The sequence below is a fragment of the Brevibacterium renqingii genome (assembly GCF_017808095.1).
GTDB classification, from domain to species: domain Bacteria; phylum Actinomycetota; class Actinomycetes; order Actinomycetales; family Brevibacteriaceae; genus Brevibacterium; species Brevibacterium renqingii.
Window position 1 is genome coordinate 109,471 of record NZ_JADBHG010000009.1, and the last position, 24,670, is coordinate 134,140.

General features: G+C 65.7%; 25 protein-coding genes and 2 tRNA genes. 10 read left to right on the forward strand and 17 right to left on the reverse strand.

Annotated elements, in window-relative coordinates; translation table 11 throughout:
- Positions 1 to 26: 26 nt before the first annotated feature.
- From IIE29_RS15090 to IIE29_RS15105, 4 genes are all read left to right on the forward strand, one after another.
- Complete coding sequence (locus IIE29_RS15090) at positions 27 to 932, forward strand: ACP S-malonyltransferase (protein ID WP_209326124.1); 906 nt, start codon at positions 27 to 29, stop codon at positions 930 to 932.
- A gap of 17 nt (positions 933 to 949) precedes the next feature.
- Positions 950 to 1,951 (forward strand): beta-ketoacyl-ACP synthase III, encoded by a 1,002-nt coding sequence (locus IIE29_RS15095; protein ID WP_209326125.1) that lies wholly within the window; start codon positions 950 to 952, stop codon positions 1,949 to 1,951.
- 117 nt (positions 1,952 to 2,068) lie between these two features.
- Complete coding sequence (locus IIE29_RS15100; protein ID WP_009882400.1) at positions 2,069 to 2,320, forward strand: acyl carrier protein; 252 nt, start codon at positions 2,069 to 2,071, stop codon at positions 2,318 to 2,320.
- A 67-nt stretch (positions 2,321 to 2,387) separates the two neighbouring features.
- Positions 2,388 to 3,632: a beta-ketoacyl-[acyl-carrier-protein] synthase family protein gene (locus IIE29_RS15105; protein WP_209326126.1), complete on the forward strand. Its 1,245-nt coding sequence runs from the start codon at positions 2,388 to 2,390 to the stop codon at positions 3,630 to 3,632.
- A gap of 267 nt (positions 3,633 to 3,899) precedes the next feature.
- Here the strand turns inward: IIE29_RS15105 and IIE29_RS15110 are convergent, their stop codons facing one another.
- Positions 3,900 to 4,391, reverse strand: a complete 492-nt coding sequence (locus tag IIE29_RS15110; RefSeq protein WP_209326151.1) for a DUF3145 domain-containing protein — start codon at positions 4,389 to 4,391, stop codon at positions 3,900 to 3,902.
- Between the two features lie 157 nt (positions 4,392 to 4,548).
- Here IIE29_RS15110 and IIE29_RS15115 point away from each other — a divergent pair, with 157 nt between their 5' ends.
- Positions 4,549 to 5,070, forward strand: a complete 522-nt coding sequence (locus tag IIE29_RS15115; RefSeq protein ID WP_209326127.1) for a hypothetical protein — start codon at positions 4,549 to 4,551, stop codon at positions 5,068 to 5,070.
- A gap of 34 nt (positions 5,071 to 5,104) precedes the next feature.
- Here IIE29_RS15115 and IIE29_RS15120 read toward each other — a convergent pair.
- The 5 genes from IIE29_RS15120 to IIE29_RS15140 form a co-directional block, all read right to left on the reverse strand.
- Positions 5,105 to 5,178 (reverse strand) — tRNA-Ile (locus IIE29_RS15120).
- Positions 5,179 to 5,320: 142 nt separating this feature from the next.
- Positions 5,321 to 6,592 carry an EAL domain-containing protein gene (locus IIE29_RS15125; protein WP_343071923.1) on the reverse strand — a complete coding sequence of 424 codons (1,272 nt, stop codon included), beginning with the start codon at positions 6,590 to 6,592 and terminating at the stop codon, positions 5,321 to 5,323.
- Positions 6,593 to 6,725: 133 nt separating this feature from the next.
- Positions 6,726 to 8,138 (reverse strand): MFS transporter, encoded by a 1,413-nt coding sequence (locus IIE29_RS15130; protein WP_209326152.1) that lies wholly within the window; start codon positions 8,136 to 8,138, stop codon positions 6,726 to 6,728.
- A gap of 225 nt (positions 8,139 to 8,363) precedes the next feature.
- Positions 8,364 to 9,434: an LLM class flavin-dependent oxidoreductase gene (locus IIE29_RS15135; protein WP_209326129.1), complete on the reverse strand. Its 1,071-nt coding sequence runs from the start codon at positions 9,432 to 9,434 to the stop codon at positions 8,364 to 8,366.
- Between the two features lie 168 nt (positions 9,435 to 9,602).
- Positions 9,603 to 9,675: transfer RNA gene (locus IIE29_RS15140), tRNA-Asn, on the reverse strand.
- A 225-nt stretch (positions 9,676 to 9,900) separates the two neighbouring features.
- On the opposite strand from IIE29_RS15140, the gene IIE29_RS15145 reads away from it, so the two are divergent.
- Positions 9,901 to 10,809 carry a DMT family transporter gene (locus IIE29_RS15145; protein ID WP_209326130.1) on the forward strand — a complete coding sequence of 303 codons (909 nt, stop codon included), beginning with the start codon at positions 9,901 to 9,903 and terminating at the stop codon, positions 10,807 to 10,809.
- A 42-nt stretch (positions 10,810 to 10,851) separates the two neighbouring features.
- Positions 10,852 to 12,021, forward strand: coding sequence for a glycosyltransferase (locus IIE29_RS15150; protein ID WP_343071926.1), 1,170 nt, complete (start codon positions 10,852 to 10,854; stop codon positions 12,019 to 12,021).
- A gap of 74 nt (positions 12,022 to 12,095) precedes the next feature.
- On the opposite strand, the gene gluQRS is transcribed toward IIE29_RS15150, so the two are convergent.
- The 9 genes from gluQRS to IIE29_RS15195 all read right to left on the reverse strand — a co-directional run bounded on the left by gluQRS (position 12,096) and on the right by IIE29_RS15195 (position 20,453).
- On the reverse strand, positions 12,096 to 13,034 hold the full coding sequence (gluQRS, locus tag IIE29_RS15155; protein WP_343071925.1) for a tRNA glutamyl-Q(34) synthetase GluQRS: 939 nt from the start codon (positions 13,032 to 13,034) through the stop codon (positions 12,096 to 12,098).
- A complete protein-coding gene (locus IIE29_RS15160; RefSeq protein ID WP_209326132.1) occupies positions 13,031 to 13,351 on the reverse strand; it encodes a GNAT family N-acetyltransferase in 321 nt (106 codons plus the stop codon). The genes gluQRS and IIE29_RS15160 overlap by 4 nt, the downstream gene beginning before the upstream one ends.
- A gap of 171 nt (positions 13,352 to 13,522) precedes the next feature.
- Positions 13,523 to 15,211 (reverse strand): AMP-binding protein, encoded by a 1,689-nt coding sequence (locus IIE29_RS15165; protein ID WP_209326133.1) that lies wholly within the window; start codon positions 15,209 to 15,211, stop codon positions 13,523 to 13,525.
- Between the two features lie 27 nt (positions 15,212 to 15,238).
- A complete protein-coding gene (locus tag IIE29_RS15170) occupies positions 15,239 to 16,960 on the reverse strand; it encodes an ABC transporter permease (RefSeq protein WP_209326134.1) in 1,722 nt (573 codons plus the stop codon).
- Between the two features lie 2 nt (positions 16,961 to 16,962).
- On the reverse strand, positions 16,963 to 17,724 hold the full coding sequence (modA, locus tag IIE29_RS15175) for a molybdate ABC transporter substrate-binding protein (protein ID WP_209326135.1): 762 nt from the start codon (positions 17,722 to 17,724) through the stop codon (positions 16,963 to 16,965).
- A gap of 131 nt (positions 17,725 to 17,855) precedes the next feature.
- Positions 17,856 to 18,257 (reverse strand): TOBE domain-containing protein, encoded by a 402-nt coding sequence (locus IIE29_RS15180; protein ID WP_209326136.1) that lies wholly within the window; start codon positions 18,255 to 18,257, stop codon positions 17,856 to 17,858.
- A complete protein-coding gene (locus tag IIE29_RS15185) occupies positions 18,254 to 18,676 on the reverse strand; it encodes a molybdenum cofactor biosynthesis protein MoaE (protein ID WP_209326137.1) in 423 nt (140 codons plus the stop codon). Before IIE29_RS15185 ends, IIE29_RS15180 begins: the two co-directional genes overlap by 4 nt.
- Positions 18,673 to 19,143, reverse strand: coding sequence for a cyclic pyranopterin monophosphate synthase MoaC (gene moaC, locus IIE29_RS15190; protein ID WP_209326154.1), 471 nt, complete (start codon positions 19,141 to 19,143; stop codon positions 18,673 to 18,675). Before moaC ends, IIE29_RS15185 begins: the two co-directional genes overlap by 4 nt.
- Entirely contained in the window at positions 19,140 to 20,453 is a 1,314-nt protein-coding gene (locus IIE29_RS15195; protein ID WP_246475976.1) for a molybdopterin molybdotransferase MoeA, read from the reverse strand. The genes moaC and IIE29_RS15195 overlap by 4 nt, the downstream gene beginning before the upstream one ends.
- Positions 20,454 to 20,494: 41 nt before the next feature.
- Here IIE29_RS15195 and moaA point away from each other — a divergent pair, with 41 nt between their 5' ends.
- Together moaA and IIE29_RS15205 are read left to right on the forward strand one after the other, a co-directional pair.
- Complete coding sequence (gene moaA / locus IIE29_RS15200) at positions 20,495 to 21,583, forward strand: GTP 3',8-cyclase MoaA (protein WP_209326138.1); 1,089 nt, start codon at positions 20,495 to 20,497, stop codon at positions 21,581 to 21,583.
- A complete protein-coding gene (locus tag IIE29_RS15205; protein ID WP_209326139.1) occupies positions 21,584 to 21,829 on the forward strand; it encodes a MoaD/ThiS family protein in 246 nt (81 codons plus the stop codon).
- Positions 21,830 to 21,836: 7 nt separating this feature from the next.
- Here IIE29_RS15205 and IIE29_RS15210 read toward each other — a convergent pair whose 3' ends face one another.
- Together IIE29_RS15210 and IIE29_RS17175 are read right to left on the reverse strand one after the other, a co-directional pair.
- A complete protein-coding gene (locus IIE29_RS15210; RefSeq protein WP_209326140.1) occupies positions 21,837 to 23,006 on the reverse strand; it encodes a ThiF family adenylyltransferase in 1,170 nt (389 codons plus the stop codon).
- Between the two features lie 34 nt (positions 23,007 to 23,040).
- Positions 23,041 to 24,276: a molybdopterin molybdotransferase MoeA gene (locus IIE29_RS17175; protein ID WP_209326141.1), complete on the reverse strand. Its 1,236-nt coding sequence runs from the start codon at positions 24,274 to 24,276 to the stop codon at positions 23,041 to 23,043.
- 85 nt (positions 24,277 to 24,361) lie between these two features.
- Here IIE29_RS17175 and IIE29_RS15220 point away from each other — a divergent pair, with 85 nt between their 5' ends.
- On the forward strand, positions 24,362 to 24,601 hold the full coding sequence (locus IIE29_RS15220) for a hypothetical protein (protein WP_209326142.1): 240 nt from the start codon (positions 24,362 to 24,364) through the stop codon (positions 24,599 to 24,601).
- Positions 24,602 to 24,670: the final 69 nt, after the last annotated feature.

Consider the following 24,670-nt stretch of genomic DNA (forward strand, 5'->3'; position numbering starts at 1 on the left):
ACGCAACCCAACGAAAAGAGAACTGAGTGCTAGCAATCACCTGCCCGGGCCAGGGAGCCCAGAAGTCCGGATTCCTGAGCTCCTTCCTCGAACTCGCGACCTTCTCCGCGCAGATCGACGAACTCTCCGCCGCCTCGGGGATCGACCTGCGTCTGCACGGAACCGAATCCGATGACGAGACCATCAAGGACACCGCGCTGGCTCAGCCTCTACTCGTGGCCTCGGCCATCGCCTGCGCCGCAGAGCTCGGTGTGAGCCCCGGGGTCGTGGCCGGACATTCGGTGGGCGAGATCGCGGCCGCACAGATCGCCGGCATCTTCTCAGCCGTCGGCGCAATGGGCTTCGTATCCGTCCGCGGGCAGGGCATGGCCTCGGCCACAGCCTCCACCCCGACAGGGATGTCGGCTGTCGTCGGCGGCGAGCCGGAGGACGTTCTCGCCGCCATCGCGGCCGCGGGCCTCAGCCCCGCCAATGTCAACGGCGGAGGGCAGACTGTGGCTGCCGGTTCGCTCGAGGCACTGTCCGCGCTGTCCGAGAACCCGCCGGAGCGCGCCCGTGTCATCCCGCTTCCGGTCGCCGGTGCGTTCCACACAGAGTACATGGCGCCGGCCACCGAGAAGCTTGCCGCGACCGCCGCAGATCTGGAGATCTCGGACCCGGTCGTGAGCATCCTCAGCAACTCCGACGGCGCAGCGGTGACAGAGGGCCGCGAATACGTCGATCGTCTGGTCAGGCAGGTCACGAACCCGGTGCGCTGGGACCTGTGCCAGGAGACGCTGCTGGCTTCCGGAGTCACCGGAATGATCGAACTCGTCCCCGGTGGCACGCTCACCGGCATCGCTCGACGCGCCATGAAGGGCGTGGAGACATTCGCCATCAAAACAGCCGCCGATCTCGACGGCGCGCGTGAGTTCGCGGCAGCCCACGCCTGAGAACCGAAGGAAGAGACATGCCAACACTGAAGACAGCCGAGCTCGGCACCTTCTCCCGCATCGCGGGAATCGGCGCCTACCGGGCGGAGAACCTCGTCACGAACGACGACATCGCCGGTCCCATCAACTCTTCGGACGAATGGATCCGTCAGCGCACCGGCATCGTGACCCGCCGGAGGGCGAGCAAGGACGTCGGCGTCCTCGACATGTGCGAAGAGGCGGCACTCGAGGCCATCGCTTCCTCCGGGCTCAAGCCGGAGGACATCGGCGGAATCATCATCTCCACAGTCACGTTCCCGTATTTCACCCCTTCGGCCGCTGCAGCGCTGACCGACCGGCTGGGCACCGGCCCGATTCCCGCCTGGGACATCAGCGCCGCCTGTGCGGGCTACTGCTACGGCATCTCGCAGGCCGATGCCCTGGTGCGTGCAGGGACGATGGACAACGTTCTGGTCATCGGCGCCGAGAAGCTCTCGGACATCATCGATCCCGAGGACCGTTCGATCTCCTTCATCCTCGGTGACGGGGCCGGAGCCGTCGTCGTCAGCTCCTCCGACGAGCCGGGCATCTCGAAGACCGTGTGGGGCTCGAAGGGCGAGAGCTGGTCGACCATTCGCATGACCGATTCCCTCCTCGACATCCGCGACAACCGTGAGCTTCCGTTCCCGACCCTGCGTCAGGACGGTCCCAACGTCTTCCGCTGGGCAGTCTGGGACGGCGCCGAGGTGGCCAAGGAGGCCCTGACGGCTGCGGGCATCGAGGCCGGTGACCTTGCCGCGTTCGTCCCGCACCAGGCGAATATGCGCATCATCGACGAATTGGCCAAACAGCTGAAGCTGCCGGAGTCCGTCGTCATCGCCCGGGACATCGCCGACAACGGCAACACCTCGGCGGCGTCGATTCCTCTCGCCACGGAGCGCCTCCTGCGCGAACAGCCTGAGCTCAGCGGCGGCCTCGCGCTGCAGATCGGCTTCGGCGCAGGGCTCGTCTTCGGTGCGCAGGTCGTGCGCCTGCCCTGAGACACACCATTCACGGAAAACTCTCCGTGAATGTCCTAAGATATTCGGCGGGACACTCGTCGAAACGTTCCTCACACGGTCGAAGACCCTCGGCCGAAATCAGAAAGTAGGAAAGAAATGGCATTCACCGAAGCTGAAGTCCTCGCAGGGCTGGCAGAGATCGTCAACGAAGAGACCGGCCTGGCTGTCGAAGCAGTCGAGGCCAACAAGTCGTTCACCGACGACCTCGACATCGACTCCATCTCCATGATGACCATCGTCGTCAACGCTGAGAAGAAGTTCGGAGTCAAGATCCCCGATGACGACGTCAAGGACCTCGTCACCGTTCAGGACGCTGTCGACTACATCAACAAGGCTCAGGAAGCCTGAACCAGAGCAGCCGAACACGGCCCGTCCACCGGCGGGCCGTGTCCACACTATCGACGAGGTTTGTACCATGACAGCTAAAGTTGTCGTCACCGGCATCGGTGCGGTAACCCCCCTGGGCGCAGATGCCGATGCCACGTGGCAAGCCATTCTGGCCGGCACCTCAGGCGTCCACACAATGGACAATGATTGGTCTGAGAAGTACGGCCTCGCCGTGGACTTCGCCGCACAGGTCGACCCACAGGTCGTCCCCGACAATCTCAAACGAGTCCAAGCCAAGCGCCTCGATCCCTCGAGCCAGTTCGCGCTCATCTCCGCTCGTGAAGCGATGGCGGACGCTGGTCTCGAAGAGACCGATCCCGAACGCACCGCCGTCTCCTGGGCAACAGGCATCGGCGGCGTCTGGACCCTGCTCGACGCTTGGGACACCCTGCAGGAAGAGGGCCCTCGGCGGGTCATGCCCCTGACCGTTCCCATGCTCATGCCCAATGGCCCCGCAGCAGCCATCGGAATGGAGTTCAAGGCTCGCGCCGGTGTGCAGACGCTCGTCTCTGCCTGCGCCTCGTCCACAGAGAGCCTCGGACATGCCTACGACGTACTCGCCTCGGGCAAGGCCGATGTCATCATCGCCGGCGGCTCCGAAGCCGCGATCCATCCGATCACCCTCGCCGCGTTCAATTCCATGCAGGCTCTTTCGCGCCGCACCGACTCGCCCGAGACGGCATCGCGCCCCTATGACACCGACCGCGATGGCTTCGTCATGGGCGAGGGATCGGGTGCTCTCATCCTCGAGACCGAAGAGCACGCGAAGGCCCGTGGAGCGAAGATCTACGCCGAGGTGGCCGGATGGGGCATCTCCAACGATGCATATCACATCACCGGCGGCGAGCCCGAGGGCAAGCACGCCCTGAAAGCCATGCAGCAGGCTCTCGAAGCCGGCGGACTGGGCGCGGCCGATATCAAGCACGTCAATGCCCATGCGACCTCGACCCCGGTCGGAGACATTCCGGAATCGTTGGCGATCAGCGAGCTGTTGGGAGACAACGTCGGCGATACCCTCGTCTCGGCCACGAAGTCGATGACCGGCCACCTCCTCGGTGGCACGGGCGCCGTCGAAGCGATACTCACGGTCAAGGCGCTGCAGGATCGCACCGCTCCCCCGACCATCAACATCGATGAGGTCGATCCGAAGGTCGTCGGGATCAACATCGTCCGCGACACGCCTGCAGATCTGCCTGCTGGTGATATTGCGGCGATCACGAACTCGTTCGGCTTCGGCGGCCATAACGCCGTCGTCGCGTTCCGCTCCGTCTGAGTCGGCACCTGGAACGTTCGGCCGGTATCCGCGCGTCATCAACGGCACCGGAGATCGGCCCAGAACGCACCGGGTTGCGATAAGGCCCATTTGAGGACGGTCAGCCCAGTTTCGGGCTTGAGCTGACCACCCTCAAGTGGGCCGTTTTCATGTGTGACGCCGGCAGAGCTTCCGGGTGCTCCGCGAACACGCAAGAAGGGCACACCTGAGGTAGGAAGGTGTGCCCTTGAGCATAAGAAGTTCGATTGTCGCGACGGACGAGACTGGTCAGCCGACCTTGGTCAGCCAGCGAACAGGAGCGCCTTCGCCAGCATGGCGGAAAGCATCGAGCTCCTCGTCCCAGGCCTCACCGAGCGCGTTGGCCATTTCAGCGGAGAACTGTGCGGGATCACCAGCGGCACGTTCCATCACGGAGCGGATGCGGTCTTCCGGGACCAGGATGTTGCCCGCCGAATCGGTCACGGCATGGTAGATGCCCAGGTCGGGAGTGTGGCTCCACCGTCCGCCGTCGACACCGGACGACGGTTCCTCTGTGACTTCGTAGCGGAGCGAATCCCAGCCACGCAGAGCCGATGCGATACGAGCGCCGGAGCCTGCGGGCGCGCGCCAGCAGACTTCTGCGCGCACGAGGCCTGGCGCTGCCGGCTGGGGTGTCCAGTCGAAGCGTGCCTGTGCGCCGATGGCCCCGCCCGCTGCCCATTCGATGTGCGGGCAGAGCGCGCGAGGTGCTGAGTGGACGAAGAGTACGCCCTGTGTCATATCCATTTGTGCCTCCTACCTCGGATACGTCTTCCCCTACGATCCGAAAGGAGGTGCTGACCACATGATAGTCGATGTTTCATTCGTAGCCAAGCATCAAAGATGCTGGTGGTGTCGGGTGTCTGTCCTCGAGGGTCGGCAGCGCTATGCTGTGGGCATGCCTGGTGAGATCACAGACGAGGACGCACGGCACGAGACCATCCGCATGTTCCCCGACTACGCGGATACGGTGCTGTGGTTCGGTGATGGGCCGGTCGAGTACTCCGACACAGGTCTGACAGCCGCGCTCATCGATGACCTGCAGCGTTGGGAGCAGACTTTCTACGAATCCCGCAACGGTGATCTCGAGTTCGTGTCGCGGGCAGCGGAAGCCGCACACGCTGAGGAAGGAGTCCAGCTCGCAGAGCGTGTATCCGCCGAGGTGGGGCCGCGTTTCGCGATCGCGTGCGATTCGGTCGAGGACCCGACTGAGACGGTCCTGCTGAGAGCCGAACGCCCCGCCGAGAACCCGGCCGCCGAGGCCGCGTTCGCGTGCCTGCGCGAAGAGCTCATTGCCGAAGAGAAGAGGACAGCCGAGATCTTCGCCGAGTCAGGCGGGGTGTGGACGGCGTATGCACCGTTGACGGGAGAGACCTTCACACCGAATCTGGGCTCAGGGCACTCGCAGGACCAAGGCTGACGACAGGTCGATCAGTCGTGGTCGCATCACGAGGTGCCCCCGGTCGGACTTGAACCGACGACCAAGGAATTATGAGTTCCCTGCTCTGACCAGCTGAGCTACGGGGGCCGACCGAGTCAAGATTAGCACCATCGGTGCAGGCGGTCCCATTCGAAGCACATATGTCTCGTGCTCTGTTCTTCGACGGGTCGCAGTGAAGTCAGAGCCCGCCGGTCGCAGTGGGGTGAGAGCCCGCCGGTCGCAGCGAGGCTCAAGCCCGCTGGGTCGCGGCGGCAGCGGTCAACGGAGACACGCGGGTGAGCACACTGCGTGCGGCATCGACACAGGTGTACCGATCAGTGGTGATGTAGACGTCGAAGACAGTCTGTCCGTCGCTGCCCGGATCATTGCGCTTCGACGCGGCGACCATACCGGACCAGTCGGGACCGACCACGACGACGCCGTGTTCGTTGCGCATGGGATCCGAGGCGTCGACCAGACCGCTCCTCACGCCAGGGATGGGCGGCCCGTCGAATCCGCCCGAGAACATCGCGGTCAGTCCCACGGTGTCGCGGATCTTCTCATAGCGCAGGCGAGTCGCCTCGGAAAACGTCTCATCGTCGCCGAAAACACCGAGGGTGATCGTGGCCGTGCCCGATGCCAGCGCACGCTCCTCCAAAGCAGCGATCTGGGCGATGAGAAGCTCGCGATTCATCACCAGCGGCTCACGACGGAGCCCTTGCGAGATCGAGTACGGCGTGCCCAATGCGGGCAGGTTGCGGGAATAGTGGGAAACGAGTGCGTCCTCACTCGGTTCGGAGAACGGCTGAGGCTGCTTCGTCGCCATTCCGAAGTACGGACCGGACATGTATCGGGCGCCCAGGGCCCGTACGCGATCGAGATCATCCTCGGTCTCCACTCCGTCGACCAGGATGACCGCCCCCGTGCGCTCGAGGTGCGCATGGAGCAGCCGGTTGAGCTCGGCCAGGTGCGAATCGCAGTCGATATGCAGAACGTCCCGGTGGAGGCCGACCACCGAAGGATTGACCAGAGGGACGAAGGAGGCGCTGCGCAGATCGGCACCGACTGCGGACATGCCCACTCCCCAGCCGAGGGACCGTGCCGACCGCACCGAGCGGAGCACCGAAGCAGGCGAGGAAGCGACACGGTTGGCGTCGAGCTGGAGAATGACCGAACGGTCAGGCTCGCCTGTGCGGTCTTCGAGTGTGGCGAAGGATTCCGCCTCGGCGTGGAGGAACAGACGGTTCGACTTCGGAAGACCGGCACTCTCGGCAGTCCGCAGGGCCGTATCCCGCAGCGATGAGTCGATGTCTCCGATCGTCGACGAGGCACGCATCGTTCGTCGCAGATGCTCGGATTCCGCACGACCGAGAGCCGGATCGCCGCTCGGGGCCTGCAGGATCTGATGACCGACCCGCTGGAAGGTGAGAGCGTCGACGACCGGCGCGAAGTACGTTTCGATTCCGCCGGAACGAACGAGTTCCTCGAGCGCCAGGTCGTCTTCGGGTACAGCCTCGACCACTGTGCATCCTTCCGTGGGCTGGTGTGCGTTCACAGTCTTCCACATTCGAGCACGGCCGATTGTCTAAAATCTGTAACATTATTGTGCTGACAGCTGAGGTCTTCCCCGGTGCGCCCCACAGGCGGGACTGCGCTCAGCGCTGCCGACGCTTGCCCCGACGCACTTCGGCAAGGCCGACGATCCCAGCCAGAACGACGACGACGGCGATCGCGCTGAAAGCGCTCACCATGCCCATGTGCCAGTTGCTCACGGCAGTGACGGCGAAGGCCAGCGCGGTCATGATCGCCAGCCCCATCGAGGTGCCGATGCGCTGACCGGTCTGCAGCACTCCGCCGGAGGAACCGGCATATTTCAGGGGGACCTCCTGCAGCGTCAGTGTCTGATTCGGACTGATGACCATCCCCTGGGCCGTTCCGATGAACGACAACGTCAGGAGCATCCACCATTCGCTGCCGATGCCCTGCGAGAGCAGCATGATCACCACGGCCGTCGACGCCAGGCCGACAAGGCACATGAGGACGCCCCAGACGACGAGCCGGCGCCCGATCTGGAAGACGAAGCGACCGGACACATCGGCCGAGATCGCCGACAGCAGAGCCGCGGGCAGCCCGATCATGCCTGCGGCCAGGGCCGAATGGCCGAGCCCCTGCTGCATGTACATCGCAACGAGGACCCACACGCTGGTCACGCCGAGGAAGTAGAGGGTGATGATGATGGAGCCGTTGCTGAAGCTCCGGATCCGGAACAGGTCCAGGTCGACCATCGGAGGCCGACCGCGAGCCGCATACCGTCGTTCCCACTTCGTCCAGACCCAGACGGCCACGAGACCCACGGGCAGCGCCGACCAGATGAACCAGCCGACTGACGATTCCACGAAGGGCAGCAGAACGAGCAGCACACCGATTCCGAGGAGGACCACACCGATGGGGTCGAGATCCCGCCGATGTTCGTCATCGTCGGAGGCGATGCCCCGCCACGCGCCTGTCGGGAACCAGGCCTTCGCAAGAATGAGGGATGCGATCGCGAAGGGGACGTTGACCAGGAATGTGGCGCGCCATCCGACGTCCTCTCCGAGGAGGGCGATGAGGGCACCGCCGAGAACCGGACCGATCGCCACGGACAGTCCGACCGTGGTTCCCATCAGTCCGAAGGCACGACCGCGAGGAGGACCTTGGAAGTACTGCTGAATGAGGCCGACCACCTGCGGGTTGAGCAGTCCGGATCCCAAGCCCATGAACACGCGGGCGATATTGAGGGTCAGTGGATCGGGAGCGATGCCCGAAACCAGCGACGACAGCCCGAACAGGGCGACCCCGATCATGAAGAGCTGACTGCGGCCGAACACGTCTCCCGCCCGGCCGGCAGCCACCAGCACCACTCCGAAGGACAGGGCATAACCGGTGAGCACCCATTGCAGGGCCGAGGTCGAAGCGCCGATATCGGTGGCGATGGCCGGGAGGACGACGTTGATGCTCGAGACCGAGAGCAGTGACATGAACAAGGGGACGAGCCCGATGACGAGAATACGCTTCTGCGTCTGAGTCATTGCCTTGTCGTCGTCCACACCATCTCCTTCTATGAGCCCTCGGCAAGTGCGCGGCTCATCAGCCATTCTTCAAGTCAATCTGTCTCATCATACGTCTGTCGGCCTCGTTCTCGGCCGGCGGAACAGCCGGCTCCCCGTCAGGCCTCAAGCCAGGTCTCACTCAGGAGCTCGCGGGACCTCGCCCAGGATCTGGACGGGACCAGAGCCTCCTGGGCAGGACCTTGTTCAGCTGCCCTCACCGCTGCCGATCGGGTTCGGTTCGACGGGCCCGTTCGTATTCGGACGCCATCCCAGCGCCGGGGCAACGTATTCGGCGAAGGACTCGAGAATGTGGAGGTTGTAGTCGACGCCGAGCTGACTCGGGATCGTCAGCAGCACGGTGTCCGCCGCCTCCACCGCCGCGTCGGAACGCAACTGCTCGATGAGCTCGTCCGGCTCGCCCGCATAGGTCTTGCCGAAGGTGGACCTGGTGTCGTCGATGATCCCGATCTGGTCGGCCTGTCCCCTGCCGCGCCTGCCGAAATAGAGATCATCGAGGTCCGTGGTGATCGGGAAGATGCTGCGGCTGACGGATACGCGCGGCGTCCAACCATGTCCGACAGCCTTCCAGGCGGTGCGATAACGATCGATCTGCACTCGCTGCAGATCTGCGAATGCGGCTCCGGTGGCCTCGGTGAGCAGCGTCGAACTCATCATGTTCACGCCTTTCTCGGCTGCCCACTCGGCGGTCGCAGCAGAGCCGGCGCCCCACCAGATTCGCCGGTCGAGACCGGGAGAATGCGGCTCGACGCGCAGCGCCACGTCGGTCCCGAACTGCGCGGGGTCGGCGGGAGCCAGTTCATGGCCCCTCACTGCCGCGAGGAAACGATCGAACTTCTCGCGAGCCATATTCGCTGCCTTGGTCTCGGACGGATCCGAATATCCGAACGACTCCCAACCGCGCAGTGCCGGCTCCGGTGACCCGCGGCTGACGCCCAGTGCCACGCGCTGATCCGAGAGCAGGTCGAGCGCTGCCGCCTCCTCCGCAAGGTAGAGCGGGTTCTCGTAGCGCATGTCGATGACTCCGGTGCCGACTTCGATGCGGGAGGTGCGGGCTGCTATAGCGGAGAGCAGGGGCATCGGAGACGCGGCCTGCTCGGCGAAGTGGTGGACACGGAAGTACGCGCCGTTGACTCCGATCTCGTCGGCGCCCACACCGATCTCCACGGCCTGCTGCAGCGCTTCCCTCGCCCCGTACTCACCGGGAGCGCTGCCCGCGCCGTAATGACCGAAACTCAAGAAACCGAATGCCTTCATAATCCGAGCAACCTGGTTAACAGTTCAATTATTCCCCTGGGCTTCCCGCTTACGGACGGACCATGACGCGGCCGCTCTCCCCCGCGACCGGACAACACGGCACACAGGGGTCGAGGTACCCGAACACGACGAAAGCCCCGTCCTGAACGGACGGGGCCTCGACTTCTGCTCCCCCGGCTGGGCTCGAACCAGCGACCCTTCGATTAACAGTCGAATGCTCTGCCAACTGAGCTACGGAGGAATGCCACAGTCACCTGCGGACGTAGGATCCAGCTTAGCAAACTCCCCGGCGTCCGAACAAAGCGGTCGGCAGTGCTTTAGCTCACAGCACTGCGGGTTGCCCCACCTGGCCACCGCTGGATTGCCGTACAGTCAGAACAAATACAGTCAGCGGCCGTCTCCGTCGCACAGGCGCACGGTAAACTCGAAACGATCCCCACACCGTCTCCGCACCGGAAGAAGCACCGTGACCATAGTGGCAATCGCCCTCGCTGCACTGGCAGCTGTGGCCCTCGCCTATGGCGCCCTGTACCAACACGAAGCCGTGGCCGGTCAGAACGATTCCCACAACGGCCTCAGCTGGGCGCACTTCACCGGACTCCTCGGCAATCGGCGATGGCTGCTCGGCCTCGGCATACTGAGCTTGGGGACAGCGGGCAATCTCGTGTCGCTCGCCCTCGCCCCGGTGATGGTGGTCCAGCCGATCGGTGCCTTCTCCCTCATCGTCTCAGTCCTCCTGGGGATCCGTCACCGCGGTCTCAAGGTCAACCGGCGCCTCGTCCAAGCCGTCATCTGGTGCACGGCGGGTGTGACGGTCTTCGTCGCGCTCTCGGCAACCACCGCGCGGACCGAGGTCCACCTCGGCGCCGATGCCCTGCCGCTGTTCTGGATCACCGGCGTCGTCGTCGCTCTGGGACTCATCATCATGCTCGTCTTCCGGCGCGCACCGCAGCTGATCCTCATCATCGCCGCCGGTCTCCTCTTCGCCTGCGTCGCCACGAACGCCCACCTCGTCAGTGTCCAGTTCCTCCGGGCCGGCCTCGGGCAGGTCACCCTGATCAACGTCGCAGCACTGGTGGCGGCCGTTGCTCTGGGCTCCTGGTTCGTCCAGAACGCCTACGCAGCGGGTCCGCCCGAGATGGTCATCGCGGGTCTGACCGTCATCGATCCGATCGGTGCCGTCATCCTCGGCACCATCGTCCTCGGTGAGGCCGCTGCGGCACCCGTCTGGCTGATCATCGTCATCACGGTCACCGGATTGGTCGCCTGCGCAGGCGTCGTTGTATTGTCGCGTTATCATCCCGATGTCAAGGACCGAGAAACCCAACGCAGGGACGCCCGCCGTTCCACCATGACCGACACCGAGGAGAGCTGAATCCTGTCCGCGCACCGTCCCACTCAAGCCCGCCGCATCCTCATTCCGGCCGAGACGTACGCCCCCGAAGTCAACGGCGCTGCGAAATTCGCCGAACGCCTGGCCGCCGGACTCGCCGCTCGCGGCAACGACGTCCACGTCGCCTGCCCCTCAGCCACAGGAAAGCCCTCGGTCAGCGTCGAGAACGGAGTCACCGTCCATCGGCTCACCGCTCACAGGTGGCCGCTGCATCCGACATGGATGATCTGCATGCCGTGGGAGACCAAGCCCGAGCTGTCACGGCTGCTCGACAGCCTCCAGCCGGATGTCGTGCACACCCAGGCTCACTTCGTCATCGGCCGGTACGCATTCTCCGAATCGAACCGCCGCGGCATCCCGGTCGTGGCCACCAACCACTTCATGCCTGACAATGTGCGCCCCTACCTCAGAGCACCCAAGGCTGTGCTCGACGGCGGGACCGCAATCGCCTGGTGGGATCTGCGTCGAAAGTTCCAATCGGCCGACATCATCACAGTGCCCACCCAGTTGGCCGCAGACCTGCTCACCGAGAACGGCTTCACCTCCCCCATCCGTGCGGTCTCCTGCGGAATCGATCTGCAGCGCTTCGCTGAGCTGCGCGAAGTGGACGCCTCGACCAGCCGCGCAGTCCCGCCGAGGGTGCTCTTCGTCGGTCGGCTCTCCTCGGAGAAGCACGCCGCGGACCTCGTCGAGGCACTGGCGAAAACCGATCCCGACCTCGGGCTCGAGGCCGATATCGTCGGCGGCGGCGACCAGGAGGAACCCCTCAAAGAGCTCAGCTCCGAGCTGGGCATCGGGGATCGCATCCATGTGCTCGGCAAGATCAGCGACAGAGAGCTCATGGACGCCTACCGCCGCTGCACCTTCTTCTGCATGCCGTCGACGGCCGAATTGCAGTCGATCGCCACACTGGAGGCGCTGGCCTCACGCAAACCTGTGGTGCTCGCCGATGCCGTGGCCCTGCCTCATCTCGTTCGTGATGGAGTCAACGGCTTCCTCTTCCCCCCACGCGACATCGAGGAACTCGCCGATCGCTTCACCCGCATCTGCACCGCGTCGGATGCCGAACTCGATGCGATGTCGAAGGCCTCCCTCGACGTCGTTGCCAAGCACGACATCGAGTACACGCTGGACACCTTCGAATCGCTCTACGACGGAGTCATCGACGCGGCGGTCGGCTCCTCGGCGGCCTGAACTCGGCGAGCGTCGGCAGGCCGCCCGACGGTCTCGGCGCCGTGGGTCTCAGGGCGTGTGGGTCCGAGACCTGCTCACTCCTGCACCGGCGGCTCGAAGACCGTCGGTCCTCTGGCGATGCGGTCGAAATCGACTCCGGCGATCATATCGTCGATGTCCCTCCACTCGGAGCCGACATCCTGCAGTCCCAGCGATCGCTGCATCCAGGCGAAGACATCTGCCCTCGTCCATCCCTGAGCGCTCAGCTGCTGATAGGTGACGGCGCCGTCACGTTTTGCCAGACGCCTCCCTTCGGTGTTGAGAACCAGCGGCACATGCACCCAACCGGGCGCTGGGGCCCTGAGAAGACCGGCCAGGTACGCCTGCCGCGGCGCCGATGACGCGAGATCGTCACCGCGCACGACCTCATCGACTCCGCTGGCAGCATCGTCGACGACGACGGTGAGGTTATAGGCGAAGACACCGTCTCCGCGCCTGAGCACGAGATCGTCGACGAGGGCACTCACCCTGCCCAGGAGCACATCATCGATCTGGTGCTCCCGGTTGTCCGCGCGCAGCCGCAGGGCCGGCTGCCGCCCCTTGCGCTCCAGCCGTCGTCGCTGCTCTGCCCGCTCGTCCTCGCCGAGGTCGCGACAGGTTCCCGGATAGGCGCCGGGAGGAGCATGCGGAGCGCTCGGGGCCTGGGCGATGTCCTTGCGCGAGCAATAGCACTCATAGACCAGACCGGCCTCGTCCAGACCTCGAAGGGCGCGAGCGTAGATCTCCTGCCGCTGGGATTGGATCAGCGGCCTTTCGTCGGGAGCGACCCCGAGTTCGGCGAACACCGCCAGCTGCGATTCCGCCGAGCCGGCCCTAACCCGGTCGAGGTCCTCGATGCGCCACAGGAAACGGCGCCCTGTCTGTCGCGCGCGAACATAGGACAGGAGTCCGGACCGGATGTTTCCGATGTGCAGATCTCCGCTCGGACTCGGCGCGAACCGGCCCGCCCCTCGGTCGGTCCCGGCCGGGGTCACTGATCGGCCACGAGGTCGCCGTATTGCGGGAAGCGCGAGAGATAGTCCTGGACATACGTGCATGTCGGGACGATACGACCACCGTCGTCCCTGATGAGGCCGAGCACCGTGGTCACAAGGGTCCGGGCGAAGCCGCGTCGGGAGAAGCCTTCGGAGATGATCGTATGCTGGAGTTCGAGGGTCTGCGGGTCGATCTCGCGATAGGCGAGGAACCCGATGAACTCTCCTGGGTCCTCATCGGTGTACAGCTCGAAGCGTTCACGATCGACGTTCCTCACGACCTTGACCGGCGTGGAGCTGAGTTCGGGCTGCGGCATCTGCGCCTCCTTGTCGCGGGCATCGGTGACTGACGGCACCGACGACTCTGAATCACGGAGCCGGCATCGATCGTCGGGCAAAGATGCGCACGAGCGGTGCCGTCTCTCAGTGTGAACGATACATGGTGCGCGCGGGCACCGGCAGGCAGGAGCGTCGAATCGAGCGGTGGCTCAGACTCCCGCATGAGCGATCTTCTCGCCCTCCTCGCGCAGTTCGACCTTGCGGATCTTGCCCGAAACCGTCATCGGGAAAGACTCGCGCACCTCGACGTAGCGCGGGATCTTGAAGTGGGCGAGCTTGCCGGAGCAGAACTCACGCACCTCCTCGGCGGTCAGAGCGTCGAATCCCTCCTTGAGGATCACCCACGCCATGAGCTCTTCGCCGTACTTCTCGTCGGAGACTCCGATGACCTGGACGTCGCGGATGGCTGGGTGGTGGTAGAGGAACTCCTCCACTTCGCGAGGATAGACGTTCTCCCCGCCGCGGATGACCATGTCCTTGATGCGCCCGGAGATGTCGACGTAGCCGTCGTCGTCCATGATCGCGAGATCACCGGTGTGGATCCATCTTGCGGCATCGATCGCCTCGGCGGTCTTGTCCGGCTGTTCCCAATAGCCGAGCATGACTGCATAGCCGCGGGTGCAGAACTCTCCTTTCTGTCCGCGCGGAACCGTCTGCCCGGTGACCGGGTCGACGATCTTGATCTCGAGATGGGGCATGACGCGCCCGACCGTCTGGGTCCGTGCCTCGAGAGAATCGTCGACACGCGTCATCATCGACACCGGAGCGGTCTCGGTCATGCCGTAGCAGATCGCGACCTCGGACATGTTCATGTCGTCGATGACTCGGCGCATGGTGTTGACCGGGCACGGCGATCCGGCCATGACGCCGGTGCGCAGGCTGGAGAAGTCGAATTCGGAGAACTGCGGGTGCTCGAGCTCGGCGATGAACATCGTCGGCACCCCGTAGAGCGAGGTCGCCTTCTCCTCGGTCACCGCCGCCATGGTCGCGACGGGATCGAAGCCGGGTGAGGGCAGCACGATGGCCGCCCCGTGGCTGAGCGCGGCAAGATTGCCGATGACCATTCCGAAGCAGTGGTAGTAGGGAACGGGGACAACGACGGTGTCGGCCGGTGTGTAGGCGAGCATCTCGCCGATGAAGAATCCGTTGTTGAGGATGTTGTGGTGACTGAGCGTCACGCCCTTGGGGAATCCCGTGGTGCCCGAGGTGTACTGGATGTTGATCGGCTCGTCAGCCGAGAGGCCGTCGATGACCTGCTGCAGACGGACCCCATACTTCGCTCCCTCGTCGTCGAGCAGCTGCCGTCCCTGCCCGATGAGGTGGGCGAAGGATTCGCGTTCGCCGATCGCAGCCCCGCCCGTCAGTTCCTCGGGCACGGTGTCGAGGAAGACGAGGTCGAGGGCGGGCACTTTCGCAGCCACCTCGGCGGCGATCGCGCGGAAGTCGGAGTGCGGGGGCGCGACGATCTGCGAGATCATCAGGGTCATGCCCGATTGGCCGACGACGTATTCGAGTTCGTGGCTGCGGTAGGCAGGATTGACGTTGACGAGGATGGCGCCGATCTTGGCCGTGGCGTACTGGACGAGTGCCCACTCCGCCACGTTCTGCGCCCAGATTCCCACCCGGTCGCCCTTCTTCACTCCGCGTTCGAGGAGACCGATGGCCAGGGCGTCGGTGTCCCGATCGAACTCGGCATAGGTCCAGCGCCGGTCCGAGTGCCGGTCGACCAGTGCCGTCGCCTCGGGATTCGCCGCCGCTGTGCGCTTGAAGTGCTCGGGAATCGTGATCCCCAGCAGAGGTTCGGTCGATGTTCCGGAGGAGTAGGAAAGTTCGGCCACGACAGTGTGCTCCCTTGTGCTCTCAGACTATGGGTGTGACTGATTGCACACTATTCCGTCTCGATCGGACATGCAAAAGCTGTGCAGGAAGTCCCGGCCGGAGCCGGCTTCTGCGGGGTCGATGTCTCCCACCTGGGCCGAATGGGCGACCGTCCCGTCCTCGACGAGGACCAGGCTCGTCGCCAGAGCTGCGACATCGTCGACGTCGTGGGTGATGAGCATGGCGCTGCGGTCGGAGAGCAGCTCGGCCAGCACGCGCCTGGTCTCGATCCGGACGTCGACGTCGAGAGCGGCCAGCGGCTCATCGAGCAGGAGCAGCTTCGGATCGACGACGAGGGCGCGGGCCAAGGCGATGCGGGCCGCCTGACCGCCGGAGACCTCTTCGGGGCGTCTGGCCGCGCAGTGTCCGACGCCGAGCCGGTCGAGCATGGCCTGGGCCTGCCGCCGCGCCTGCGTCCCGGTCGCGCCGTGGGCGCGCAGACCGAAGCACACATTGCCGATGACGCTCAGGTGCGGAAACAGCAGCGGATTCTGCGCGAGGTGGACGATGCCCCGAGCATGGATCGGAGGCCAGTCCTCGGCGTCGAGGTCGAAGAGCGTGTCCTTGCCGATCCGCAGCGCACCGGAATCGGCGCGCAGCGCCCCGGTGAGCACCTGGAACAGGCTCGACTTGCCGGCCCCGTTGCGTCCGATGATCGCAGTGGTCCCGTCGGCGGGGACGGTGAAGTCGATGGCGATGCCGCGTTCGGCGATGCGCACCGAGGACGTGATGGTCTCGCCAGGACTCGGCCCCCGGGAAGCTCCGAGCCCGGTCGCCCCATGCCCTCTGGGATGCCGACCGGCACCTGCCGGGGCACGGCCCTCCGTCGTCGCGGCCGCCTCGGCGCTGTTAGGATCCCCGTCGGGGGCCTCGGGCACTCGGGCCTCATCGACTCGGTGCGCGCGCAGACGCGGCGCATGTGGGGATCGGTAGGCAACGATGATAATGGCCACGGCGATGACGACGAGCAGAAGGGAGAGCCCGATGGCCGCCTGCGGATCGGATTCGCGTACGAGGTAGATCTGCAGCGGCATGGTGCGTGTGACGCCGGACAGCGATCCCGCGAAAGTCAGCGTGGCCCCGAACTCGCCCAGGGAGCGGGCGAAACACAGGACGGCGCCGGTGATGATCCCGTGCCGCAGCAGCGGCAGGGTGATCGTGAAGAACACCCGGTTGGGTCGGGCACCGAGTTCGGCGGCGGTGGTTTCGAACCGCTGACCCAGCGCCGATGTCGCGGTCTCGACGGACATCACCGTGAAGGGCAGGGAGACGAACACCTGTGCCATGACGACCGCCGAGGTGGTGTATGCCAGGCTCAGTCCCATCGATTCCAGTGCCGATCCGAGGACTGCCGAACGCCCCCAGGTGTAGAGCAGGGCGAGGCCGCTGACGACCGGCGGCAGGACGAGGGGCAGCAGGACGAGTGTGCGCACGACGCTCTGGCCGGGAAAGGTCCGCGTCGCGAGCAGGTATCCCAACGGGAAGCCGATGAGCACGCTGATGATCGCCGAGGTCACCGAGGTCACCACTGACAGCTGCATGGCCAACCGTGACTCCTCGGCGAAGATCACCTCGCCGAGGCCGTGCAGGTCGATGCGGGAGATCATCCCGATGATGGGGACGAAAAGGAATGCGATCCCTGCGGCACCGGGAATCCAGAGCCAGCCCGGGATCGCCGTCTGCCCTCGTCCGGGTCCTTGCCGGGGCATGATCAGGCGGCGGCGAAGCCTGCGTCGCGCAGCAGCTTCTGAGCCGTGTCGGAGCCGAGGAAGTCGACGAAGGCTTCGGCCTGTTCCTGGTTCTCGCTGGCTCTGACGGCCGCGGCCGGGTACTTGTTGACGACCTTGTCCGCTCCGTCGAGGTCGACCTTGTCGACCTTGTCATCGGCACGGGCGATGTCGGTGACGTAGACGATGCCCGCGTCGGCCTGCCCGGCACCGACCTTGCCGAGGACGTCGGTCACGGAGTTCTCCTCGCTGACCGGGTCGAGTTCCACATCGTTGAGCTCGGCCCACTTCTGGGTGGCTGCTCCGCAGGGGACCTGGGGTGCGCAGACCACGAGGTCGTGTCCGGCGAAGTCCTGCGAGCTCGCGATCGTTCTCGGATTGCCTTCGGCCACGGCCAGAGTGAGCGTGTTCGAGGCGAACGTCACAGGCTTCCCGGTGAGCAGTTCGTCTCCGGCGAGAGTGTCCATGGTCGTCTCGTCGGCGGTGGCGATCACATCGGCGGGGGCGCCTTCGGAGATCTGGGAGACGAGGTCCGAGGAGCCTGCGAAGGAGAACTTCACGGTCGGGGCGTCGGGTTCGGCCTTCTCGAACTCATCGGCGATGTCCTCGAACACTTCGGTCAGCGAGGCCGCGGCGAAGACCGTGATCTCGCTCGGTTCGTCGGACTCGGCCTGATCGCTCCCCGATGAGCAGGCGCTGAGGGTGAGGGCGGCAACGATGCACAGCCCCGTCAGAGTTCTCTTCATAGCCCCATTAAACCCGTATCTGCGGAGCAATGTCGACTTTCACGGCAGATCTGAGCGTTGGATGCTTGTTCGGGTGCGCGAATGCGAACCTTGCCGTCAATCCTGCAGAAGGCGTTCGAACCGGGAGCTTCTCAGCCTTCGCGCATGGTGTCGATCGACACCATCGTCGCCTTCACCGAGGCGGTCGCCAACGTCCCGGGCTCGAGTTCGAGCTGCCGGCAGGCTTCGGCCGATATCAGGGACACCACACGCAGAGGCCCGCACTGCATGCTCACCTGCGCCATGACCCCGTCGACGACGACGTCGGTGACGAGGCCGGCGAACCGGTTGCGTGCCGAACTCACGACACCGCTGGGGTCGGGCAGCGAGCCGGCGGACGACTGCGCGAGGGCCGCCAGCTCCCGACCTTCGACCACGGCGCGGTTCGAGGAGTCCTTGTGCGAGGTCAGCCGTCCGTCACTGACCCAGCGGCGGACCGTATCGTCGCTGACGCCGAGGAACCGGGCGGCGTCGCTGATGCGCAGCCGACTCATTCCAGGGCACCCACCCACTCGTCGGAGCCGTCGGTGAAGTGCTGATGCTTCCAGATCGCGACTCGGGCCTTGACCTCGTCGATGAGCTCGGAGCATGCGAGGAAGGAATCCCGCCGGTGCGCCGAGGCGACGACGGCGGCCAGTGCCACGTCGCCGATCTCGAGTTCCCCGACGCGGTGGACGACCGACAGCCGCACTTCGGGATGGCGCGAGGCGATGTCGGCGGCCACCTCGGCGATCTGATCGACGGCCAGCGGGTGGGCCTCGTAGAGCAGCCGCTGCACTCCCCGTCCTCCGTCGTGGTCGCGGATGACCCCGGAGAAGCTGACGACGGCCCCGCAGGTGTCGGTGAGGACGTCGGGTTCGAGGGCCGCGGTCGAGATCGGGGTCTCCACGACTCCGGTGGTGATGACGCTCATGCCTTTCGGGTCCAATCTCCGCTGCGGCCGCCGGATTTCTCGATGACTTTGATGTCGCCGATCACGGCCTGGTTGTCCACGGCCTTGATCATGTCGAAGATCGTCAGCGCCGCCGTGGCCACGGCCGTCAGGGCCTCCATTTCGACGCCCGTCTTCGACACCGTCTTCACTGCGCCAGTGATGCGCACCGAGTCTGCGCCCAGTTCGAAGTCGACGTCGATTCCGGTCAGCGGAAGCTGGTGGCACAGCGGAATCAGGTCGCTCGTGCGTTTGGCCCCCATCACGGCGGCGATGCGCGCCACGGGCAGGGCATCGCCCTTGGGTAGGCCCGCCTCGGCGATCATGTCGATGACATCGGCACGAGTGGTGATGAGCCCGCTCGCCACCGCCCGGCGTTTCGTCACGTCCTTGTCGCCGACGTCGACCATCTGGGCGGTTCCGGTCTCGTCGACGTGCGAGAGTTTCATCTGATCTTCCACGTCTTCAGCCTATCCCCATCGGCGGCGAACGGGTCCTCAGGATCCGGGTCGCCATCGGCGATGAACACGAGATGAGTGGCCTCGGCGTAATTGTGGAGCAGGTGGGAGCGGGAGCCGCCGACGAATTCGAGCCCGCTCGGTCCCACCCGTCCGCGTCGGATCTGCAGCTTGCCCTGCGGCGGCTCCTCATCGAAGCCGTGAGCCAGTCGGTGGTATTCGACGTCGCGAGGCGGCTCCTGGCCGACCAGACCGAGCAGTGCGGGTCGGATGAACATCTCGAAGCTGATGAGCGTGCTCACCGGGTTGCCCGGCAGCGCCACCCAGGCGTGATCGGCCAGACGTCCGCACCCCTGCGGCCCGCCGGGCTGCATGGCGATCGGTTCGAAGACCATCGACGAGCCCGCATCGAGTTCGGCGGCGAGCCTGACGACTTCGTGTGCGCCTTTGGAGATCCCACCGGTGGAGATGACGAGATCGGCGGCGCTCCCCCGCACGCGGTCGAGCAGCTGCTGCGGATCATCGGGGACGAAGGCGACCTCCGTGTCCACACCGAGGCGACGGAGACCCGCCGACAGGGTCACGGAGTTCGCATCGTTGATCCCGGCGGCCGCCTCGGCGGCGATCTCGTCTCCAGTGCTCACGACGAGCACACGCGGAAGGGATCGCACGCTGAGTTCGTTCACTCCGCAGGCCGCGGCCACGCCGAGGTGGGCAGGTGTGAGCATCGTTCCTGCGCTCAGCACGGTCTGTCCCGACCGCACATCGCTGCCGCGGGGACGCACGAAGGTTCCGGGCCGAGGCTTCTTGCCGTCCGGAAACCCGACGGTGATGGACTCCGAGCCGAAGACCCCGGGTGAGGTGTCCTCGATCCTGATGACCGTGTCGGTGCCCGACGGGAGAGGGGCTCCGGTCATGATCTCGACGGCCGTGCCCGGAGCCACCCTCGTCCCGCGGGCCCCGGCTGCGACCCGCCCGACCACCGGCACGGCCCCGAGCTGCCGGACGCCTTCTGCGCGGCTCTGCGGTTCCGACGGATTCGGAGATGCGGGCTGGGCCGGCGTGTTCGGCCGCGACGCGTGCATGGGAGATTCCGCCTCGAGCGCGTCCAGCGTCGCCGCGGCCAGGGCATAGCCGTCCATGCTCGAGTTGTCGAAGCCGGGAACATCGATCGGCGAGTCCACATCGGCGATGAGCCGCCGCGGGGAGTCGAGGAGCGCGCTCAGCGGCAGCGTCTCCGTTTCGATCAGTGGAGCGATCGTCTCGAATACGCGCACCCGGTGCATCTTCGCTGTAGTCATGGGACGATGATATCCACACGCTTTTCGAGGAGGATGACGAAATGTCGACGATCGGTCTGCCGATGCCGGTGCTGAGAACTCCGACGGTCGACCCGGGCGAAGCCTTCACCGCGCACAACGAGGACTCGCTTCTGGACACATTCGGTCGACGCGCCCGGGACCTGCGCATCTCCCTCACCGATTTCTGCAATCTGCGCTGCACGTACTGCATGCCCGCTGAAGGCGTCGAGTTCATGTCGCGCGATGCTGCGATGACCGGGGACGAGATCGTGCGCTTCGTCCGCATCGCCGTCGAGAAGTTCGGGGTCGATCAGGTGCGATTCACCGGCGGTGAGCCTCTGACACGCAAGGACATCAATGAGATCATCGCCGGGGTCGCCGCCCTGGAACCGCGACCGAACATCGCGCTGACGACGAACGCGATCGGCCTCGACAAACGCGCTGCCGGTCTCAAGCAGGCCGGGCTGGATCGCATCAATGTCTCGCTCGACACCATCGACCCCGAGACCTTCGAGACCATGGCCAGGCGCCCCTTCCTCCACCGGGTGCTCGCAGGCATCGACGGGGCGAAGGCCGCGGGCCTCGACCCAGTGAAGATCAACGCGGTCCTCCTGCCCGGCGTCAACGACTCGCAGGCGCCCGATCTGCTGCAGTGGTGCCTCGAGCAGGGGCTGAGCCTGCGGTTCATCGAGCAGATGCCCCTCGACGCCGGGCATTCCTGGGACCGCAGCTCGATGATCACCGCTGCCGATGTCTTCGCTCTGCTCGAGCCTCGTTTCGTGCTCACCCCTGATTCGGCCCCTCGAAACGGTGCCCCGGCGGAGAAGTTCCTCGTCGCCGATCGCAGCGATCCCGCCACCGTCCTCGGCGATGTCGGCATCATCGCCTCGGTGACCCGTCCCTTCTGCGCCGATTGCACCCGCACTCGCCTGACGGCGGAGGGTCGGATCCGCACCTGCCTGTTCTCCCACACCGAGGTCGACCTGCTCACCGCCATGCGCGACGGCGCCGATGACGAGGCGATCGCGAACCTGTGGAAAGGTGCGCATTGGAAGAAGCTCGCCGGTCACGGCATGGGCACCGACGAGTTCCAGCAGCCCCAACGTCCCATGAGCGCCATCGGAGGATAAGTGCCCACCATCACCGTTCGGTTCTTCGCCGCTGCCCGTGAGGCATTCGGCGCCCGCGAGTCCCATATCAGTGCCGGCTCCGTCGACGAACTCGTCTCCACCCTCGCCGAGGCGTCCGACCCGCAGGCGGCGACCGTGCTCTCGCGCTCGAGCTTCCTCGTCAACTCCGTGGCCGCGACTGACAGAACCGCTCCTCTTGCCGACGGAGACACCGTCGACGTCCTTCCGCCGTTCGCCGGCGGCTGAGGTCGAATCACACGCTCCGATTCGCCGGCTGCGAGAGATAGGCGAGGTAGCCGCCGTTGATCGAGGCGACCGCGATGCCCTGTCCCCGCAGCTGCGCGGCGGCCTTGGCCGAACGGATGCCCGAGCGGCAGTAGAGCGCGACACCGGCCTCCGCCCCAGACTCGGCTGCGGAGGCGTGCGCTCTCGGCAGTCTGCCCGGATCGGCCAGCAGCTCGTCCATCGGCATGTGGATCGCACCGGCCGCCATCCCCGCGCTGATCTCCTCATCGTCCCTGATATCGACGACAGTCGCCTCAGCGCTCAGCTCCGACCAGTTCAAGGCGGGCGGTCCGAGTTCGGTCCGATCAGCCTCCTCGCCGTTCGTCTCCGCCGCCGCTGCTCCGAATGAGTGCTGCGCGTAATCGGCACGGTGCTGCTGCAGGTCCGTGACCGGTTTCCTGCCAGGGATCGGTGAGACCGGAATCCTCTCCCACCCGGCGTCGAGGCTGCTGTGGACGGCGACCGCATCGGTCAGTGGAGTGCCGATGCCGGTGAGCACCTTGATCGTCTCCATCGCCATGGCCGAACCGATGCTGCCGCACAGGGGCCCGAGGACGCCGGCGACGGCGCAGTCGGGCACGGAGCCCGGAGCCGGCACCTCGGGGTAGAGATCACGCAGCGTGACCCCGCCGCGGGCATCGAAGACGGCGACCTGACCGTCGAAGCCGAGGATCGTTCCCCAGACGAGGGGAATGCCCAGGATCTCGCAGGCATCATTGGCCAGATACCGCGTCGCGAAGTTGTCGCTGCCATCGATGACGATGTCGACATCGGCGAAGAGGTCGAGTGCGTTGTCGGCGGTCAGCAGGATCGGATGGGTGCGGATCTCGACCGAGGAGTTGATGCCGCTCATGCGCTGCCTGGCGGAATCGATCTTCCGGCCGCCGATGGCCGCCTCGGAATGGATGACCTGACGGTGGAGGTTGCTCAGTTCGACGATATCCGGGTCGATAACGGAGATCGTTCCGATGCCGACGGCCGCGAGGTAGCTGAGCACCGGTGCGCCGAGACCGCCTGCGCCGATGACGAGTGCATGCGACTCAAGCAGAGCGGCCTGCGCGGACTCGCCGAAACCGGCCAGACGGATCTGACGGGCATAGCGCTCCCGGTGGGCGGGGTCGAGGCGAGATTCTGACATGTCTCCCATCCTAGTCCGGCCGAGATGCGCCGCTTCAGCAGTCGAGGTAGTCGATGACGGTTCCCGCTGTGAGCTCGTCCGTGCCTGGGGATACCCGAACGATGGCTTCGGCGGCGGCGAAGTCGCGCAGACGGGACCGAGGTTCCACCTGTATCGCCCCCGCGGCCGTGAACGCACCGGGACGCAGCAGCACAGCCCTGCTGTGTCGGCTGATCGCGGGACCGGCGCAGAGCCCCTTCTTCCACCTCGTGCGCAGGGTGCGGCCGGTCAGCAGCGATCGCGCGAAGAGATGGAAAGCGAGGAACGCTCCCTGCGGAGTGCCGGGAAAGTGCAGGAGCGGCAGCCCGGCGAAGCGCCCATAGCCCTGCGGGGATCCCGGTCTCATGCCCACACGGTCGAAGGACGAGCAGTTGCCTTCGAGGGCCTGCCGCACGACTTCGTAGGCGCCGGCGCTGACGCCGCCGGTGGTGAGGACGAGGTCGACTGCGCCATCCATATCGGTGAGCACACTCAGCAGCTGGCTCGGGTCGTCGTCGCAGATCGCTTCGCGGACATCGGCGCCGGTCGCACGCAGTGCGGCAGCGAGCATCGGCAGGTTCGAATTGAGGATCGTCGGATCGGTCGCGGCAGTTGCGACCACGGCATCGTCCCCTGGCGCATCGGGTTCGTCCGACGGAGTCTGTGCCTCGTGCGTCCGCAGTTCGTCTCCGGTGACGACCAGACCGATGCGCGCGGGTGCGAGCACCTCGATCTCATCGATGCCGAGCATGACGAGCGTGCCGACTCCGGCGGAGGTGAGGCGCTCGCCGGCGGACAGAACCACTTCGCCGGCACAGATGTCCTCCCCCACCGAACGGATGTTCCACCCCTCGGAAGCGGTTTCGGGCAGGGAGGCGATACGGATCGTGCTCGGAGCCGGGCCCGTCTGCTCCGCATCGGTGAGCTCGACGGGCACGACCGCCTCGGAGCCGGCCGGCACCGGGGCACCGGTCATGACACGCACCGCCGAGCCCGGGTGCAGCGGGGCCGCCGCGTGGCCGGCGGGAGTGTCTCCGACGACGGTGATCGCCGCACCGTTGCCGGCAGCGGTCAGGGCCGCCTCGTCGAGGGCGAATCCGTCCATCGCCGAGGTGGGAAAGGCGGGCACGGATCTCGTGGCGACCACCTCGGTGCCGATTCTGCGCCCGATCGCCGCATGCACGGACACGACCTCCGTACGGGGTACGGGGGCGAGGTGGGCGATGAGCTCGGAATAGTCCTCTGGATCCACTGCTGTCCTTCCTTCGCTTCGATCCTACGCGTCACATCGCGTGGACTCATCGCCGGTCGAGCGCTCCTCGTCTACAGTGTCCATCGTGGACACCGATCATGCAGACACCGCGAACGACGCGCGCCATGGCCTGATGTCCTGGGAAGCCGCCGCGGCGGCACTGCTGGCTCTCTCTGCCGTCGTCCTCTTCGGCTTGGGGACGACGTTTCCGCAGGTCCGAGCCTTCGGATATGGTCCGATGCTGCTCGCACTGGTCGTGGCGTGGAGTGCGAATCGACGTTTCGCCCGCGACCTCAGCATCATCACCGGCTGCCTTGGGGACTGATGCAAGGTTTGGTGACATCTGATCTGGCTTGTTCACAGGCAAGCCTGGAAGGATAGACACCATGCCACA

Excerpts from the sequence above, each read along its gene's own strand:
- IIE29_RS15160 (WP_209326132.1), bottom strand. The coding sequence starts at position 13,351 with ATGCCGCAGCCCGAACTCAGCTCCACGCCGGTCAAGGTCGTGAGGAAC.
- IIE29_RS15180 (WP_209326136.1), bottom strand. The coding sequence starts at position 18,257 with ATGAGTCGGCTGCGCATCAGCGACGCCGCCCGGTTCCTCGGCGTCAGC.
- IIE29_RS15105 (WP_209326126.1), top strand. The coding sequence starts at position 2,388 with ATGACAGCTAAAGTTGTCGTCACCGGCATCGGTGCGGTAACCCCCCTG.
- IIE29_RS15095 (WP_209326125.1), top strand. The coding sequence starts at position 950 with ATGCCAACACTGAAGACAGCCGAGCTCGGCACCTTCTCCCGCATCGCG.
- IIE29_RS15170 (WP_209326134.1), bottom strand. The coding sequence starts at position 16,960 with ATGCCCCGGCAAGGACCCGGACGAGGGCAGACGGCGATCCCGGGCTGG.
- IIE29_RS15210 (WP_209326140.1), bottom strand. The coding sequence starts at position 23,006 with ATGTCAGAATCTCGCCTCGACCCCGCCCACCGGGAGCGCTATGCCCGT.
- IIE29_RS15135 (WP_209326129.1), bottom strand. The coding sequence starts at position 9,434 with ATGAAGGCATTCGGTTTCTTGAGTTTCGGTCATTACGGCGCGGGCAGC.
- modA (WP_209326135.1), bottom strand. The coding sequence starts at position 17,724 with ATGAAGAGAACTCTGACGGGGCTGTGCATCGTTGCCGCCCTCACCCTC.
- IIE29_RS15115 (WP_209326127.1), top strand. The coding sequence starts at position 4,549 with ATGCCTGGTGAGATCACAGACGAGGACGCACGGCACGAGACCATCCGC.
- moaC (WP_209326154.1), bottom strand. The coding sequence starts at position 19,143 with ATGAAACTCTCGCACGTCGACGAGACCGGAACCGCCCAGATGGTCGAC.
- moaA (WP_209326138.1), top strand. The coding sequence starts at position 20,495 with ATGTCGACGATCGGTCTGCCGATGCCGGTGCTGAGAACTCCGACGGTC.
- IIE29_RS15110 (WP_209326151.1), bottom strand. The coding sequence starts at position 4,391 with ATGACACAGGGCGTACTCTTCGTCCACTCAGCACCTCGCGCGCTCTGC.
- IIE29_RS15100 (WP_009882400.1), top strand. The coding sequence starts at position 2,069 with ATGGCATTCACCGAAGCTGAAGTCCTCGCAGGGCTGGCAGAGATCGTC.
- IIE29_RS15130 (WP_209326152.1), bottom strand. The coding sequence starts at position 8,138 with ATGACTCAGACGCAGAAGCGTATTCTCGTCATCGGGCTCGTCCCCTTG.
- IIE29_RS15195 (WP_246475976.1), bottom strand. The coding sequence starts at position 20,453 with ATGACTACAGCGAAGATGCACCGGGTGCGCGTATTCGAGACGATCGCT.
- IIE29_RS15185 (WP_209326137.1), bottom strand. The coding sequence starts at position 18,676 with ATGAGCGTCATCACCACCGGAGTCGTGGAGACCCCGATCTCGACCGCG.